This is a genomic window from Massilia yuzhufengensis, assembly GCF_900112225.1.
GTDB classification, from domain to species: domain Bacteria; phylum Pseudomonadota; class Gammaproteobacteria; order Burkholderiales; family Burkholderiaceae_D; genus Telluria; species Telluria yuzhufengensis.
Map to the genome: position 1 here is coordinate 138956 of NZ_FOLD01000011.1, position 14600 is coordinate 153555.

General features: G+C 68.3%; 10 protein-coding genes and 1 pseudogene. 4 read left to right on the top strand and 7 right to left on the bottom strand.

The window, feature by feature from the left end; genetic code table 11:
- Positions 1 to 21 precede the first annotated feature (21 nt).
- Positions 22 to 4068, top strand: a complete 4047-nt coding sequence (hrpA, locus tag BM031_RS11805) for an ATP-dependent RNA helicase HrpA (protein ID WP_091874763.1) — start codon at positions 22 to 24, stop codon at positions 4066 to 4068.
- A 30-nt stretch (positions 4069 to 4098) separates the two neighbouring features.
- Here the strand turns inward: hrpA and BM031_RS11810 are convergent, their stop codons facing one another.
- The 3 genes and pseudogenes from BM031_RS11810 to BM031_RS11820 form a co-directional block, all read right to left on the bottom strand.
- On the bottom strand, positions 4099 to 4692 hold the full coding sequence (locus BM031_RS11810; RefSeq protein WP_091874764.1) for a PRC-barrel domain-containing protein: 594 nt from the start codon (positions 4690 to 4692) through the stop codon (positions 4099 to 4101).
- Positions 4693 to 5101: 409 nt separating this feature from the next.
- The gene (locus tag BM031_RS11815) at positions 5102 to 6844 is read right to left on the bottom strand and encodes an MFS transporter (protein ID WP_229408818.1); all 1743 of its coding nucleotides are present in this window, start codon (positions 6842 to 6844) and stop codon (positions 5102 to 5104) included.
- A gap of 21 nt (positions 6845 to 6865) precedes the next feature.
- Positions 6866 to 7279 (bottom strand): annotated as a pseudogene (locus BM031_RS11820) (N-acetylglucosamine-6-phosphate deacetylase); the annotation flags it as partial.
- On the opposite strand from BM031_RS11820, the gene BM031_RS11825 reads away from it, so the two are divergent.
- Both BM031_RS11825 and BM031_RS11830 read left to right on the top strand, forming a co-directional pair.
- Positions 7215 to 7724: a TonB-dependent receptor domain-containing protein gene (locus BM031_RS11825; protein WP_370660049.1), complete on the top strand. Its 510-nt coding sequence runs from the start codon at positions 7215 to 7217 to the stop codon at positions 7722 to 7724. The pseudogene BM031_RS11820 and the gene BM031_RS11825 overlap by 65 nt on opposite strands.
- 58 nt (positions 7725 to 7782) lie before the next feature.
- Positions 7783 to 8397, top strand: a complete 615-nt coding sequence (locus BM031_RS11830; RefSeq protein ID WP_091874765.1) for a TetR/AcrR family transcriptional regulator — start codon at positions 7783 to 7785, stop codon at positions 8395 to 8397.
- Between the two features lie 222 nt (positions 8398 to 8619).
- Here the strand turns inward: BM031_RS11830 and BM031_RS11835 are convergent, their stop codons facing one another.
- From BM031_RS11835 to BM031_RS11845, 3 genes are read right to left on the bottom strand one after another with little or no spacing between them, the layout of a single operon-like run.
- Entirely contained in the window at positions 8620 to 11427 is a 2808-nt protein-coding gene (locus BM031_RS11835; protein WP_177207732.1) for an Hsp70 family protein, read from the bottom strand.
- Positions 11428 to 11434: 7 nt separating this feature from the next.
- A complete protein-coding gene (locus BM031_RS11840) occupies positions 11435 to 13276 on the bottom strand; it encodes an Hsp70 family protein (RefSeq protein WP_091874767.1) in 1842 nt (613 codons plus the stop codon).
- On the bottom strand, positions 13273 to 13845 hold the full coding sequence (locus tag BM031_RS11845; RefSeq protein ID WP_091874768.1) for a DUF2760 domain-containing protein: 573 nt from the start codon (positions 13843 to 13845) through the stop codon (positions 13273 to 13275). Before BM031_RS11845 ends, BM031_RS11840 begins: the two co-directional genes overlap by 4 nt.
- Positions 13846 to 14065: 220 nt before the next feature.
- On the opposite strand from BM031_RS11845, the gene BM031_RS25520 reads away from it, so the two are divergent.
- Positions 14066 to 14230: a hypothetical protein gene (locus BM031_RS25520; RefSeq protein WP_177207733.1), complete on the top strand. Its 165-nt coding sequence runs from the start codon at positions 14066 to 14068 to the stop codon at positions 14228 to 14230.
- 64 nt (positions 14231 to 14294) lie between these two features.
- On the opposite strand, the gene BM031_RS11850 is transcribed toward BM031_RS25520, so the two are convergent.
- On the bottom strand, positions 14295 to 14600 hold a 306-nt coding region (locus BM031_RS11850), incomplete at its 5' end, for a transposase (RefSeq protein ID WP_143084569.1).

Sequence of the window (14600 nt, forward strand, 5' to 3'; positions counted from 1 at the left end):
CCAAATACCTTGAAAAAACTGATGTCTGAACAGAGTAACAAGCCTGCGCCACGCGCGGCGCGCAGCGCTTCCCCGACCACACCCGCCCCCGGCCCGCGCAAGCCGCGCCCGGAGGGAGAGCCGCGCGCGCCGGGCGAACGCCGGCCGCGCAACGACGCGCCGCCGAAAGAAGGACGCGATCTGCCCTTCCGCAACCCGCTCCCGCCGATCACCTTCCCCGAAGACCTGCCGGTCTCCGGTCGCCGCGCGGAAATCGCCAAGGCGATTGCCGAGAACCAGGTGGTGATCGTCTCTGGCGAAACCGGTTCCGGCAAAACCACCCAGCTCCCCAAGATCTGCCTGGAGCTGGGCCGCGGCACCAAGGGCCTGATCGGCCATACGCAGCCGCGCCGTATCGCGGCGTCGAGCACGGCCAAGCGCATCGCGCAGGAACTCGGTTCGCCGCTGGGCGAGCATGTGGGCTTCAAGGTGCGCTTCAACGACACGCTCACGCGCGGCGCCTCGGTCAAGCTGATGACCGACGGTATCCTGCTGGCCGAAACGCAGACCGACCCGCTGCTGCGCAACTACGACACCATCATCATCGATGAGGCGCACGAACGCAGCCTGAACATCGATTTCCTGCTCGGCTACCTGAAGCAGCTGTTGCCGCGCCGGCCGGATTTAAAAATCATCATCACCTCGGCCACCATCGACGCCGACCGCTTCTCGCGCCACTTCGGCACGCCGGGCAAACCGGCGCCGGTGATCGAGGTATCCGGCCGCCTGTACAAGGTGGAGGTGCGCTACCGCCCGGTGGACCGCGACCCGGTCACCGCCACCAACGCAAAACCCGGCGACCCGCCACCGAAGGCCCAGGCTGCGCGCGACAAGCGCGACCTGATGGAAGCGGTGGTCGACGCGGTCGATGAGCTGTGCCGCATCGGATCGGGCGACGTGCTGGTGTTCCTGCCGGGCGAGCGCGAAATCCGCGACTGCGCCGAAGCGCTGCGCAAGCACCATCCGCCGCATGTCGAAATCCTGCCGCTGTTCGCCCGCCTGTCGGTGGAAGAGCAGGACCGCGTCTTCAAGACCACCAATGCGCGCCGCGTGGTGCTGTCCACCAACGTGGCCGAGACTTCGCTGACGGTGCCGGGCATCCGCTACGTGGTCGATACGGGCCTGGCGCGCGTGAAGCGCTACAGCTTCCGCAACAAGGTCGAGCAGCTGCAGGTGGAACCGGTGGCGCAGTCGTCGGCCAACCAGCGCGCCGGCCGTTGCGGCCGCGTGGCCGACGGCGTCTGCATCCGCCTCTACGAAGAGGACGATTTCAACAAGCGCCCGAAATTCGCCGACCCGGAAATCCTGCGCTCGTCGCTGGCCTCGGTCATCCTGCGCATGAAGTCGCTGCACCTGGCCGACGTCGAGACCTTCCCCTTCATCGAGCCCCCGCAGGGCCGCGCGATCGCCGACGGCTACCAGCTGCTGCAGGAAGTCGGCGCGGTCGATGATGCCAACGACCTGACCCCGCTGGGCCGCAAGCTGGCCAAGCTGCCGCTCGACCCGCGCGTGGGCCGCATGATCCTGGCGGCCGTGGACAACGACTGCCTCACCGAGATGCTGGTCGTGGCATCGGCCTTGTCGACCCAGGACCCGCGCGACCGCCCGATCGAGTACCAGCAGCAGGCCGACGAGAAGCACAAGAAGTTCGCGGATGAGAAATCCGAGTTCCTCAGCTACCTCAAGATCTGGGCCTGGTTCGAGGACGCGATCGAGCACAAGAAGACCAACCGCCAGCTGCAGGAAAACTGCCGCGCCAACTTCCTGTCGCAGCTGCGCCTGCGCGAGTGGCGCGACGTGCATTCGCAACTGCTGACGGTGGCGCGCGAGCAGGGCTGGCGCCTGAACGTGCTGCCTGCCACCTACGACCAGCTGCACCTGGCGCTGCTCACCGGCCTGCTGGGCAATATCGGCTTCAAGGCCGAGGACGAACCGGTGTTCCTGGGCGCGCGCGGCATCAAGTTCCATATCTGGCCGGGTTCTTGCCTGGCCAAGAAGCCGGGCCGCTGGATCATGGCGGCCGAACTGGTGGAGACCACGCGCCTGTACGCGCGCACCATCGCGCAGATCCAGCCCGAATGGATCGAGAAGATCGGCGGCCACCTGCTCAAGAAATCCTGGGGCGAGCCGCGCTGGGAGAAGCGCCAGGCCCAGGTGACGGCGCTGGAGCGCGCGACCCTGTACGGCATCGTCATCTACAACAACCGCCGCATCAACTACAGCCAGTACAATCCGGTGGAAGCACGCGAGATCTTCATCCGCGACGCCCTGGTGGCCGGCGACTACGAGACCCGTGCGCCCTTCTTTGCGCACAACCACAAGCTGGTGCGCGAGATCGAAAACCTCGAGCACAAGTCGCGCCGCCTGGACGTGCTGGTGGACGAGCAGCTGATCGCCGCCTTCTACGACAAGGAGATCCCGCAGACGGTGGTGAACGGCGCCGGCTTCGAAAAGTGGTACAAGGACGCGGCGCGCGAGAACCCGAAGCTGCTCTACCTGATTCGCGAAGAGCTGATGCGGCACGAAGCGGCGGGCGTCACCACCGAGCTGTTCCCGAAGGCGATGAACGTCACCGGCATCGAGATGGGCCTGTCTTACCACTTCGAGCCGGGCAGCCTGCGCGATGGCGTCACCCTGGCGGTGCCGTTGTTCGCGCTGAACCAGATTCCGCAGGAGCGCGCGGGCTGGCTGGTGCCGGGCATGCTGAAGGAGAAGGTGCACCTGATGCTGAAATCGCTGCCGCAGAAGCTGCGCCGCCACTGCGTGCCGCTGCCGGATTACGCGGCGCGCTTTGTGGAGCGCATCGACCGCGCCGGCAGCTTCGGGCGGGGCGACCTGGTCGACGTGCTGATCCAGGACGTGCGCACGCAGACCGGCGTCAATGTGCTCACCGGCGACTTCAAGCTCGAGACCCTGCCGGTGCACCTGACGATGAACTTCAAGGTCATCAACGAGGACGGGCGCCAGCTCGACATGGGCCGCAACCTGGCGACCCTGCAGGCCGAGTTGGGTGGCCAGGCGCGCCAGAGCTTCCAGAAACTGGCCGAAGCGACGCCGGCCGCGGCGCCGGCGCGCCTGCAGGCGGCGCCTGCGCCGGCCGCGCCGGTGGCAGGCAAGGGCAAAGGAGCAGCGCCGGCGGCCAAGCCTGCCGCCGCTCCGGCGGCGCCGGCAGGGGCCAGCCAGCACACGGGCTTGACCACCTGGAGCTTCGGCGAGCTGCCGGAACTGCTGGAGATCAACCAGGGCAAGCTGACCCTGATCGGCTTCCCGGCCCTGGTGGACAAGACCACGCACTGCGACCTGGAAGTCTTTGATGATCCCAACGTCGCCGCGCGCACCCACCGCATCGGCCTGCGCCGCCTGTTCATGCTGCAGCTGAAGGACCAGCTCAAGTTCGCCGAGAAGAACATCCCCGGCCTGCAGAACATGGGCATGCAGTTCATGAGCGTGGGCTCGCAGGAAGACCTGCGCGACCAGATCATCGCCAAGGCGATCGACATCGCCTGCCTGCAGGACCCGCTGCCCACCAGCGCCGCATCGTTCGACAAGCGCAAGGACGAGGGCAAGGGCCGCATCGGCCTCTTGATCAACGAGATCGCGCGGCTGGTCGGTTCGGTGCTGGCGGAATTCCACGGCATGCCCAAGCGCATCCAGGGCCTGCCGGCGCCGGTGGCGTCGGACATCCAGGCCCAGCTCCAGGGCCTGGTGCACAAGCGCTTCATCGCCGACAACGAGTACAGCCAGCTGTCGCACTTCCCGCGCTACCTGAAGGCGATCAACGTGCGCCTCGAAAAGCTGCGCGGCAATCCGTCGCGCGATGCGCAGCTGATGGCCGAGTGGCAGGGCGCCGCCAGCCAGTTCCAGCGCACGCTCAAGAATTTGGCGAGCAAGAACAACGACCCGCGCATGGTGGAGTTCCGCTGGATGCTGGAGGAGCTGCGCGTGTCGCTGTATGCGCAGGAGCTGCGCACGCCGATGCCGGTGTCGGCGAAGCGCTTGCAAAAGGTGTGGGAATCGATGATTCGTTAGTGGTGATCCCGGCCGGCGCCGGGACCACCACTAGCCGATATTGCTGCCCCGGATACGGCTGATATCCTTGTCGCTACCCTCATGGCCCGGGCGCGGATCGGCACTGCCCCCGACGCCGTATGAATCGCCGTGCACGCTGCCGGAACCCACGCTCACGCCCACGCTGCTGGCCGAGCTTGCAGCACGCGTCGACGATCCCGGCCCCATGGTCGGCGCCCCGGCGCGCTGCGGGTCGGTGCCATAGAAGCTGTGGATCCCGCTGGCCCAGTTCAAATCGCTCATGTCGGGCCAGGCATCCTTGGCGAAGCCCGGCGCGGTTTTCAGCCTTTCCTTCTCCACGTCGAGCACCATGCGCTTGTTCACGGTGTCCAGGTGCAGCGCCTGCCAGGGCACGGCGAACAGCTTTTCGCCCAGGCCCAGGAAGCCGCCGAAGGCCAGCACGGCATAGGCTACCTGGCCGGTCTGCATATCCAGCATGATTTCCTTGATGTCACCGAGGTCTTCCTCGGCCGCATTGACGACACTGTCGCCGATCAGCGTTTCCGCGCCCATCAGCGCCGGCCCGGGGCCGGTGCCGCGGCTGTGTTTGTACATCCCATACCTGTCACGGTCTGCGTAGCTCATCACCTACCTCCTTGGTCGTCGAGTTACCCGCACAAAACCCAGCAGGGCCGGCACGCCCCTTCAAAAGGAAGAGGCGCCGGCTCGCTGCGTGAATGATATGGCGCAATCCTGTTGTGGCGCGCGCGACACGTAATGCATGAGATGCACGCTATGCGAGCTAGCGCACAGATCAGCATTTGCACTGTGGTTAATGTGCCAAGTAATGTTACGGAGATAAAAGAAATGACGATCAATTCGCGCTGCAACTACGCTGGCATGTTTGGCAAACGCATCCCAACCCGCTCGCCGGCGACCTTGTTCTCTTCCGTTTTCGCCCGCCTGGGCTGGTTCGGCCGCCGCTGAACCGGGGCGCAGCGCGCGGGCTGGCCCCAGCCCGCGCGTCATCTCAGGATTTCCTCCGTGCCCGGGTCTAGCCCGGCTGCACGCGATTGCCCCTTCCCACAAAATGCTGCTCGATCTCTTCGAGCGTCTTATTCTTCGTTTCCGGCAGCAGGAAGGCCGCGGTGAGGAAGTACAGCACCGTGAATCCCGCCCCGAAGAAGAACATTGTCGAGTAGCCGTAATAACCCACCGTCGGCAGGAACACGGCCGCGATCACGGTCGAGACGAACTGGTTCACCAGCAGCGCGATGCTCATGCCGTTGGAGCGGATCCGGGTCGGCATCAGTTCCGACAGCGCCAGCCACACGCACACGCCGGGCCCCACCGCGAAGCCGGCCACGAACACGCTGATCGCCAGCGCCACCTGCCAGCCATGGGTTTCCGACGGCACGCTGCCGAGCCATGCGCGCTCGATCGTGAGCGGCGCCGAACGTGCCTGCGCCGGATCGGCGAAAGGATTGAGGTGCCAGCGCCGCATGAAAGCGCCGATCACGCTGTCGTCCTGCACCGCGTCCTCGCGCCGCAGCTGCATGGCTTGCAGCAGCGGGTCGTCGCTGCGGCGCGACTGCACGTTGGTGAAGGGGCCATAGGCATAGGCCACGGTGAGCTGCTGCGGCAGGGCGCTGGTGGCGCCGAGCGTTGCCAGCTGGGCTTCATCGAGCCGCAGCGCCAGGGCGCCGTCGCTCACCTGGGCTTCGATGGCGGCGCGCACGTCGCGCTGGCCCGACTCGGCACTGCGGAACAGCAGGCCGGCCGCCAGCAGGGCCAGCACGATGGTGCCGCTGCCCAGCATCAGCAGGAACTTGCGCCCCTTGCGGTCGACCAGCGCCACCGCCACCACGGTCATGACCGCATTGAGCACCTTGAGCACGACGTCGGCCGCGTTGGCGGTGGCGCCGGGCAGGCCGGCCTGGTTCAGGATCGTCACCACATAGGCGAGGATGGAGTTGATGCCGGTGGCCTGGGTGAGCGCCAGCACCAGGCAGGCCAGCAGGAAGGGCAGCACGTAGCGGCGGCTGGCCAGCGGTTCGCGCGACACGGCTGGCATCGATGCGTCAGGCAGCGCGCCCTTGCCGTGGACGCGCAGCGCCAGCCAGCGCGGCGACTCCTTCAGCGCCAGGCTGCCGAGCGTGAACACCAGGCCCGGCGCCAGGCAGATCCAGAAGATCGAGCGCCAGGCGCTGTCCTGGGCCGTGAAGACGGCCGCGGCGCGCTCGGCCAGCGGCAGCGCGGCGGCGGCCTGGGTGGCGGCGTCCACGTTCTGCGCCTGCGTCAGGCCGATGACGGCGGCGCCCACCAGGCCGATGGTCAGCATCAGCTGGAACAGCGCGGCGCCCCGCCCGCGGCGCGAGGCCGGCAGCGACTCGGCCAGGTAGAGCGGCACCACCACGCCGATCAGGCCGCCGCTGATGCCCTGCAGCAGGCGGCCCAGCAGCAGCGGGGTGTAGCCTTCGGCCAGCGAAATCACGGGAATGCTGGCGGTGAACAGGGCGCCGGCCAGCACCATGCACCAGCGGCGCCCGATGGCGTCGGCCAGCGCGCCGGCGAACAGGGAGGACAACACCGACCCGAGCAGTACCGCCGCGACGATGAAGGACAACTGCTGGCTGCTCAGCTTCCAGGCCACGGTGGCGGTGGACTCCAGGTAGGGCAGGGCGCCGGCGATGATGCCGACGTCGATGCCGTACAACAGGCCGCCCATGCCGGCGATGAACAACAGGTAGCGCATGGCGCCGGTGGATTGGGTGCTCTCGGTGCTCTCGGTGCTCATCGTGTCTCCGGATGGGTCTTTTTAATGTAGGTCGATGGCTTCGCCTTCGGCGAATACGGCGACCGGGTGCAGGGTCTCGTCCAGCACCACGATGTCGGCCCAGGCCCCTGGCTCGAGCCGTCCACGTTCGCCCTCGCCCAGGTAGTCGGCCGGGTAGCGCGACAGGCGGTTCGACGCGTCCGCCAGGTCCAGGCCCAGGCTGACGAAATTGCGCAGCGCCTGGTCCATGGTCAGCACGCTGCCGGCCAGCGAGCCTGTCGCCAGGCGCACGCAGCCGCCGCACTTGAACACGCGCTGGGTGCCCAGCGCGTACTCGCCGTCCGGCATGCCGGTGGCGGACGTGGCGTCGGTCACGCCATACAGGCGCGGGATGGCGCGCAAGGCCGCGCGCAGGGCGCCCGGGGCCACGTGCTGGAGATCGGGAATCGTGGCGGCCACCATCCGCCGCCGCGAGACCTACGACGACGAAGACGGCAGCGGCTTCTCTGGCAACTACGTCGGCTATTACGGCTCGCCCAAGCTGCGCGCCACCTTCAACGCCGACTGGGTGTACCGCAACTTCACCACCAGCCTGTTCGTGAACTTCACGGGCAAGACCAAGTGGGCCTACGGTCCCTACGACACCGACAACACGCCGGCCAACTGCACCGCGGCCGGGGTCGGGATGCCGGAGAACCTGTGCGAGGGCGCGGCTTCGTACACCACGGTGAACCTGGGCTTGAGCTGGAAGCCGCTGAAGAACCTGACGGTTGGACTGAACGTGAAGAACGTGCTGGACAAGCGGCCTTACTACGACCCGAACGGCTGGGAAGGCTACGCCCACGACCAGAACCTGTTCGGCCGCCAGTTTGCGCTCTCGGCCAGCTACAAGTTCTGGTAAGCCGGCAGGCCTGCGAAATAGTCCTTGTTGTTTCGCACGCCTGTGCTAAAGTAAGGGCATGAACACCACCGCCAAAAGCGAAGCCACCTACGCAACGATCCTCGACGCCGCGGTCGGCATGGCCGCGGCCGAGGGGATCGGCAAGGTATCGCTGGGCGAGCTGTCCAAGCGTACCGGCATCAGCAAGAGCGGCGTGTTCTCGCGCGTGGGCTCGCTCGAGTCGCTCCAGGACGCGGTGCTGGACGAATACGACCGCCGCTTTGCCGACGAGGTGTTCCTGCCTTCGCTGCAGGCGGCCAAAGGGTTGCCGCGCTTGACCATGCAGGTCAACCTGTGGCTGCGCAAGATCGGCAGCGAGACCGAGCGCGGCGGCTGCCTGTACGCGGCCGGCGCCTTCGAGTTCGACGACGTCCCCGGCCAGTTGCGCGACCGGATCGAGGCAGGCGTCGTGCGCTGGCGGGCGTCGCTGCGCAAGACGGTGCTGCAGGCGATGGAGGTGGGGCACCTGCGGCCGGATACCGAACCCGAGCAGCTGGTGTTCGAGATCTACAGCCTGGTCATCGGCGTGATGCACGACGCCCGCTTCCTGCACGATGGCACGGTGCCGCGGCGGGCGCAGCGAGCGTTCAACCGATTGATCTCGACGTACAAGAGTTTCAACGACCTGGAATAGTTTTGCCGGAGCGGGCCGGTTCACGCCGGCCCCTTTTTTTCACCTAATTTCGCACACCCGTGCGAAACATGAGCTTGCCAAAGGAGTCGATCATGTCTGCATTATGGTTGCTGGTGGTGCCGGTCGCCGGGTTTGCCTGGTACGTCTTCGGCGCGGTGCTGCGCGCCGTCCCGAAATGCAATGAGGACTTCGTATTCTGCTGAGCTGCGGGGTAGTGCGCGGTCAGCGCAGCAGTTTCAGCCCGGGAGGCAGGGCGTCGCCCAGCATGCGGGCTTCCACTACCTGGTCCAGTTCGACCACGTCGCGCACCATGGCCGGCCAGGCCGGTGGGGCGCCGGTGGAGGACAGGCGCCGCAGCACCTCGTCGCGCACCGGCTGGCCGATGTCGCGCGAGCGATCGCCCGTCATGCGGGCGATATGGGCGGCGGCGAAGCCGGCCGGTTCGATCTTCTTCCAGTCGAGCTGGAGGAGCTGGCCAAGCCAGGCTTCTGCCGACGCGGCCGGCGCGACTTCGTGCGCGGCGCCGTGGAAGGACTGGCGCGCGCCGACGCGGCCCAGCGCCCACAGGTAGCGCGCATAGCGCGCCGCGGCGCGTGCGTCGATCTTCGCGCCGGCCGGCATGTCCATGATCTGCTTGACGAGCCATTCGCCGATCTCGGCCTTGTAGGCAGAGGGGATGCGTTCGAGCGAAGCGCCCACGCGCAGCATGTCGTCTTCGCTGCCGTCGACCAGCGTGATGGGCCGCCTGCCGCGCTCCGATGCGTCGGCCTGCAGGTTGAAGGCGAAGTCGTCGAGCAGGCGCAGTTGCGCGTCGACCGACAGCCCGCCTGCCACGCGCCGCCACAGGGTCCACCATTCGGCGCGCACCTGGCTGTCCTTGTGGTACTGCACGCCGGTCTCGAACATGGCCCACAGCTGTTCGATGCGCCACTCGTCGAGCGGATGACCGAAGCCGGGGCGCAGGCAGTAACCGGCCAGGTTCAGCCACGCCCGTTCGTGCTCGCTTGACCTGCGTCGGCCCTTGGCGCGCGCCAGCAGGGCGTCGAACAGGTGGCGCAGCAGTGGCGTGGTCCAGCGTTCGCGCGCGCCCAGCAGGTGTTCGAGCGCGGCGCGCAGCTGGCGCACCTCGCGCGGGTCGACCTGCTGCGAACGGTTGCCGAAGATGCGGTCGATGCGCTTGATGGCGTCATCCAGTTCGGCCGGCAGCGCGATTTCGTCAGGCGCGTCGTCGTCCTCGCCGCGCAGCTGGAATTCGAGGCGCCAGCGCTGGCTGTCGTCGTCTTCCGCCACGCAGGCCACCTCCAGCGTGCCCACTTCGGACAACATCGTGGCAAGCTGCACCGGGATGTCGGTGCTGCGCGCACTGCGCAGCACCGTGGAGATGGCCGGCAGGCGCACGATGTCGCCGGCCGGCAGGTCGGCGAGGTCGCCCGCCTGCGGCAGGCTGCCGCCCGGGTCGGCGGTGGAGGACACCAGGTGGAAGCGTACCGGCCGCCCCAGGCGCAGGGCGAAGCTGCGCCCCACCAGGCGCGCTTCGACGCCGGCCGGCGCGCCGCGCGGCAGCAGGCACACCGCGCGCAGGGTGTCGCCGCTTTGTTCGGCATCGAGCAGCAGGTAGTAGTTGCGGGCGGAGCCGCTTTCGATGGCGGGCGCCTGGCCGGCCCGCGCCAGCGAATAGGCAACCCCGCCACGCGCCACGGCGACGTCCGGGTTCTCGTTGTGCAGCACCGTGATTGGCGCGCCGCGCCAGTGTGACAGCACATCGGCCAGGCGCTGCGCCAGCGCTTCGCCGCGGAACACGCCGCCGTTGAGCAGCAGGGTGTCCGGTACCGGCAGCGCGCCGTCGTCCTCGATGCCGAGCGCGTCGCGCGCGGCCTGCGCATGCTGGCGCAGGAAGCCGGCCAGGTGGCGCGTGATGGCCGGGTCGCTGGCGTACGGCAGGCCGAATTCGACGATGCCGGCGCGGGCGCGTTTCGCCGTTTCCTGCGCTTCGTTCAGCGGCAGGAAACCATCGAGGACGATGCGCTGCACGTCCTCGCGCGTGATGGCGGCCGAGCGGCTGGCGCCCACCAGGCGCGCGCCGGAGCCCAGCAGCGTCACGTTCACCTGTGCCGGCGCATCAGGCGCCAGCAGCTGTTCCTTGGCCGCGCGGCAGCGTTCGGTGAGCTGGGCCAGGCGGCCGGCCGACAGGCGCTGGCCATCCTGGCCGCCAAGGCGCGCTTCGGCCAGGTGGGCCAGCGCCAGGTCCATGTTGTCGCCGCCCAGGATCAGGTGGTTGCCCACGCCGATGCGGGTCAGTAGCGGCTGGCCGTCCTCGCCCAGTTCCACCCTGACCAGGCTGAAGTCGGTGGTGCCGCCGCCGACGTCGGCCACCAGCACCAGGCGGGTTTGCGCCAGGTCGTCGGCCAAGGTGGCGCGGTGCCGGTACAGCCAGTCGTACAGCGCGGCCTGGGGTTCTTCCAGCAGGCGCAGCTCCGGCAGGCCGGCCATGCGCGCGGCTTCCAGGGTGAGCGCGCGGGCGCCTTCGTCGAACGACGCGGGAACGGTGAGGACGATCTGCTGGCGCTCCAGCGGCGAAGCCGGGAAGCGCGCGTTCCAGGCTGCGCGCAGGTGGGCAAGATAGCTGGCGCTGGCCGCCACCGGCGACACCTTCGGCACGTCGGCGGCGTCCAGTCCCCATGGCAGGATGGGCGCCATGCGGTCCACGCCCGCATGCGACAGCCAGCTCTTGGCGCTGGCCACCAGGCGGCCCGGCGCCTGGGCGCCGAGCACCCGTGCCAGGCGCCCAAGCGCCACGCGCTCGACCCCGGCCGGGTCTGGCGCCGCCCACGGCAGCTGCAGTTCGCCGGGCGCCAGTTCACCGTCGGCGGGGTGGTAGCGCATCGAGGGCAGCAGCGGCGCGCCGGCCACTTCGCCGGGCGCCACCAGCTGTTCGATCGCCAGCAATTCGACCTGCGCCGCCCCAGGAGCGGCATAGGCCAGCACCGTGTTGGTGGTGCCCAGGTCGATGCTGACGAGGTAGTGCTTCACTGCGGGATCAGTGCGCGGCGTCGCGGACGTCGAACTCGATCTTCCAGCGCTGGCCGTCGCGCGCCACGGCCGCCAGTTCCAGCGTGCCGGTGTCGGTTGCGAGCGCATGCAGTTTCACCTGTACGACCTCGCCCGCCACGCGGCCCTCGGCCGGCAGGGTGGCCTGGATTTCGTTCATCTCGTGCAGCTCGTCCGGGCCCCAGTATTCCAGCACCTCGCCGATGCGGTCCTGGCGCCGGGTGGTGGAACCGAAGAAGCGGAAGGTCACCGGCTCGCCGATCACCAGGCCGAATTCCTGGCCCGGCAGTTCGAGTTCGCTGCCTTCTTCCATGCCGAAGGGCGCCACGCACAGCGCTTCGATCGGCGGCTCCATGCCGGGAATCGCCGGCATCGAGGATTCCACGCCGACGTAGTAGGAACGGGCCGTGCCGCCGCGGATGCGCACGCCGCCGCCGCGCCGCGCGTAGCTGAAATAGGCCGCGCCGCGCGCCACCGCCAGGTCCAGGTCGGCGCCTTCCAGCATGCGCGCCGGTTCGGCGCCTTCCATGTAGAGCCAGTCGTTGATGGTGTCCATCACGCGCTGCGACAGGATGCTGGATTTGAATACGCCGCCGTTGAACAGCACCGCGCTCGGGTGCAGGAAACTGTGCTCCGCATTGACGCGGCCGCCGAAGCCTTCGAGTTCCGCCGTGGCGCCGGCCTGGCGCGCCAGGAAGGCCGCCAGGTGACGCGTGACCGCAGCATCCTGCGCATACGGCAGGCCGACCTGGGTCAGGCCGGCGCGGGTGCGGGTGGCGGGGCGGGCGCTGGCTTCCACGCGCGGGAAGAAGCCATCGGTGATGAAGGCGGTGACTTCGTCGCGCGTGAGTTCGGTGCGGATCGAGCCGCCGATGAGTTTCGAGCCGCGGCTGGGCACCACGATGGGCCAGGTGGTGGCATTCGGGTCGGCCAGCAGGTGTTCCTTGGCGCTGCGGCAGCCGTAGGTGAGGGCGCGCATCTGCCACGAGTCGAGCTGGGTGCTACCCGCCTGGAGTTTGCGCGCCACCAGGTGGGCCAGCGCCAGGTCCATGTTGTCGCCGCCCAGCAGGATATGGTCGCCCACCGCCACGCGGTGCGGTTCCAGCTTGCCGTCGGTCTCCAGGATGGCGATCAGCGAGAAGTCGCTGGTGCCGCCGCCCACGTCCACCACCAGCACGATGTCGCCGGCCTTGACCTGCTTGCGCCAGGCGCCGCCGCTGCCCTGGATCCAGCTGTACAGGGCCGCCTGCGGCTCTTCCAGCAGGGTGGGCGTGAAGCCGGCGCTGCGCGCCGCTTCCGCGGTGAGTTCGCGCGCGCCCGGGTCGAAGGACGCCGGGATGGTGACGGTGACCGACTGCTGCTCGAACGGCGCCTCGGGGTGGGCGGCGTTCCAGGCCTGGCGCAGATGGGCCAGGTAGCGGGTGGACGCTTCCAGCGGCGACACGCGCGTGACTTCGTCCGGCGCGTCGTGCGGCAGGATGGCGGCGCGGCGGTCCACGCTCGGGTGGCTCAGCCAGCTCTTGGCCGAGGACACCAGGCGGATCGGCGTGGTGGCGCCGCGGCTGCGCGCCATCTCGCCGGCAACCAGGGCTTCACCTTCGGCGCTCCACGGCAGGGCCAGTTCGCCCGGCGCCAGTTCGTCCGCGTGCGGCAGGTAGAGGAAGGACGGCAGCAGCGGCAGCGCGTCGACCGTGCCGGGTGCGGTGAGCTGCGGTATGGGCAGCACGCCATCGAGGGTCTTTTCGCCGTCGCTGCCCTGCAGGTCCACATACGACAGGGCGCTGTGGGTGGTGCCGAGGTCGATGCCGATCGCGTAGCGTGGGTCGCTCACAGCTCCACCTCCGCCGGCGCCAGCACGCGCGCGTCGTGTTTTTCAGCCAGCTGCGGCAGCTGGACCCTGGTCGCGCGCCAGCCACGGTGGCTCAAGCTGCCCTTGAACGGGGCCTGGCCGACCACATTGCCGGTCAGACGCACGCTGGCGGCGTCAAAACCTTCTTCCAGCGTGATGCGCGCGCCTTCCGATTCAGCACGCACCGGCTCGATCGTGAAGTGCTCGCGCAGCACGCGCGCGCAGCCTTCATGCACCACGCGGGCGGCGGCGCCGATGTCGGCGTCGGAATAGGCGCTGAGGTTTTCCTGGGTAAAGTCGATCAGGCGTGCTTCGCGCTGGAACAGGCTCAGGAGCTGCAGGGCCGACTCGCCGGCGGGGGCGCGCAGCGGGGCAGGCGTGGGCGCCGCGGTCGGGGCCGGGGCCGGGGCAGGGGCCGGTGCGGCCACGGGGCCGACCTGGTCGTCGCGCACGCGCGCGGCGAATTCGGCGTCGCCGAGGGACTTGAAGAAGCTGCCGAAAGCGATCGACAGCCGGCTCCAGAAGGAGGGCAGGTTAGCTGGTGTGTTCATTCTTGATGTTCTGTAGGGTAAGCGACGGGCGCGCTGTCAGACAGCGTCGGGGCCACGGTCCGGGAAACGCGCATGATACCAGTTCAGCCACGGGAAGCGCACGCACGGGCCTTGAGGGATAGTTGTTTTGTGAATGACGATTATCATGGATCTCAATTTGATTTCTATCTTAAGGGGCGCATACTGTATCCATCACGAACGCTTTTCCAAGGAAAACATCATGTCCCATACCATCGACTTCATCCGCAGCCTGTTCCGCGCCGAAGCGCCTGCCGCAGCGCGCAATGACGGCGACCTGTGGGCCCTGTTCCAGATGAGCCGCGGCCGCGATTCGGTCTCGCCGGCTGTGTTGCGCAAGCTGGCCGAACGCGCCGCGTCGAAATAAACGCCGCGTTTGGCTGCAACATCCATCAAGCCCTGCCGCGAGCAGGGCTTTTTGTTAGGCGCTGTCACCCTTTGCTATGGATGGGTTTGATTGCCAGGCGCAGCAATCGCTCGGCAGACGTGACGCGCCGGCCGTCGAGCGCCCTGCGCCAGCCCAGGTAATTGGGCAGGTAGCGCGAGGCGACGCCGTGGAAGCGCGCCACCCAGTCGCGCAGGCGGCGGTGATAGGAATTCACGTTCTGGACATGGATGGCGCCTTCGCTGCTGCGCCGCACCCGCTCGCCGGCGCGCAGGTTGACGTACTGGTGGGCGATGCCGTGGCGCCGGCTGAACGCCCGGTAGGCCGCGTTGGCGTCGGTTACCAGCAGCAC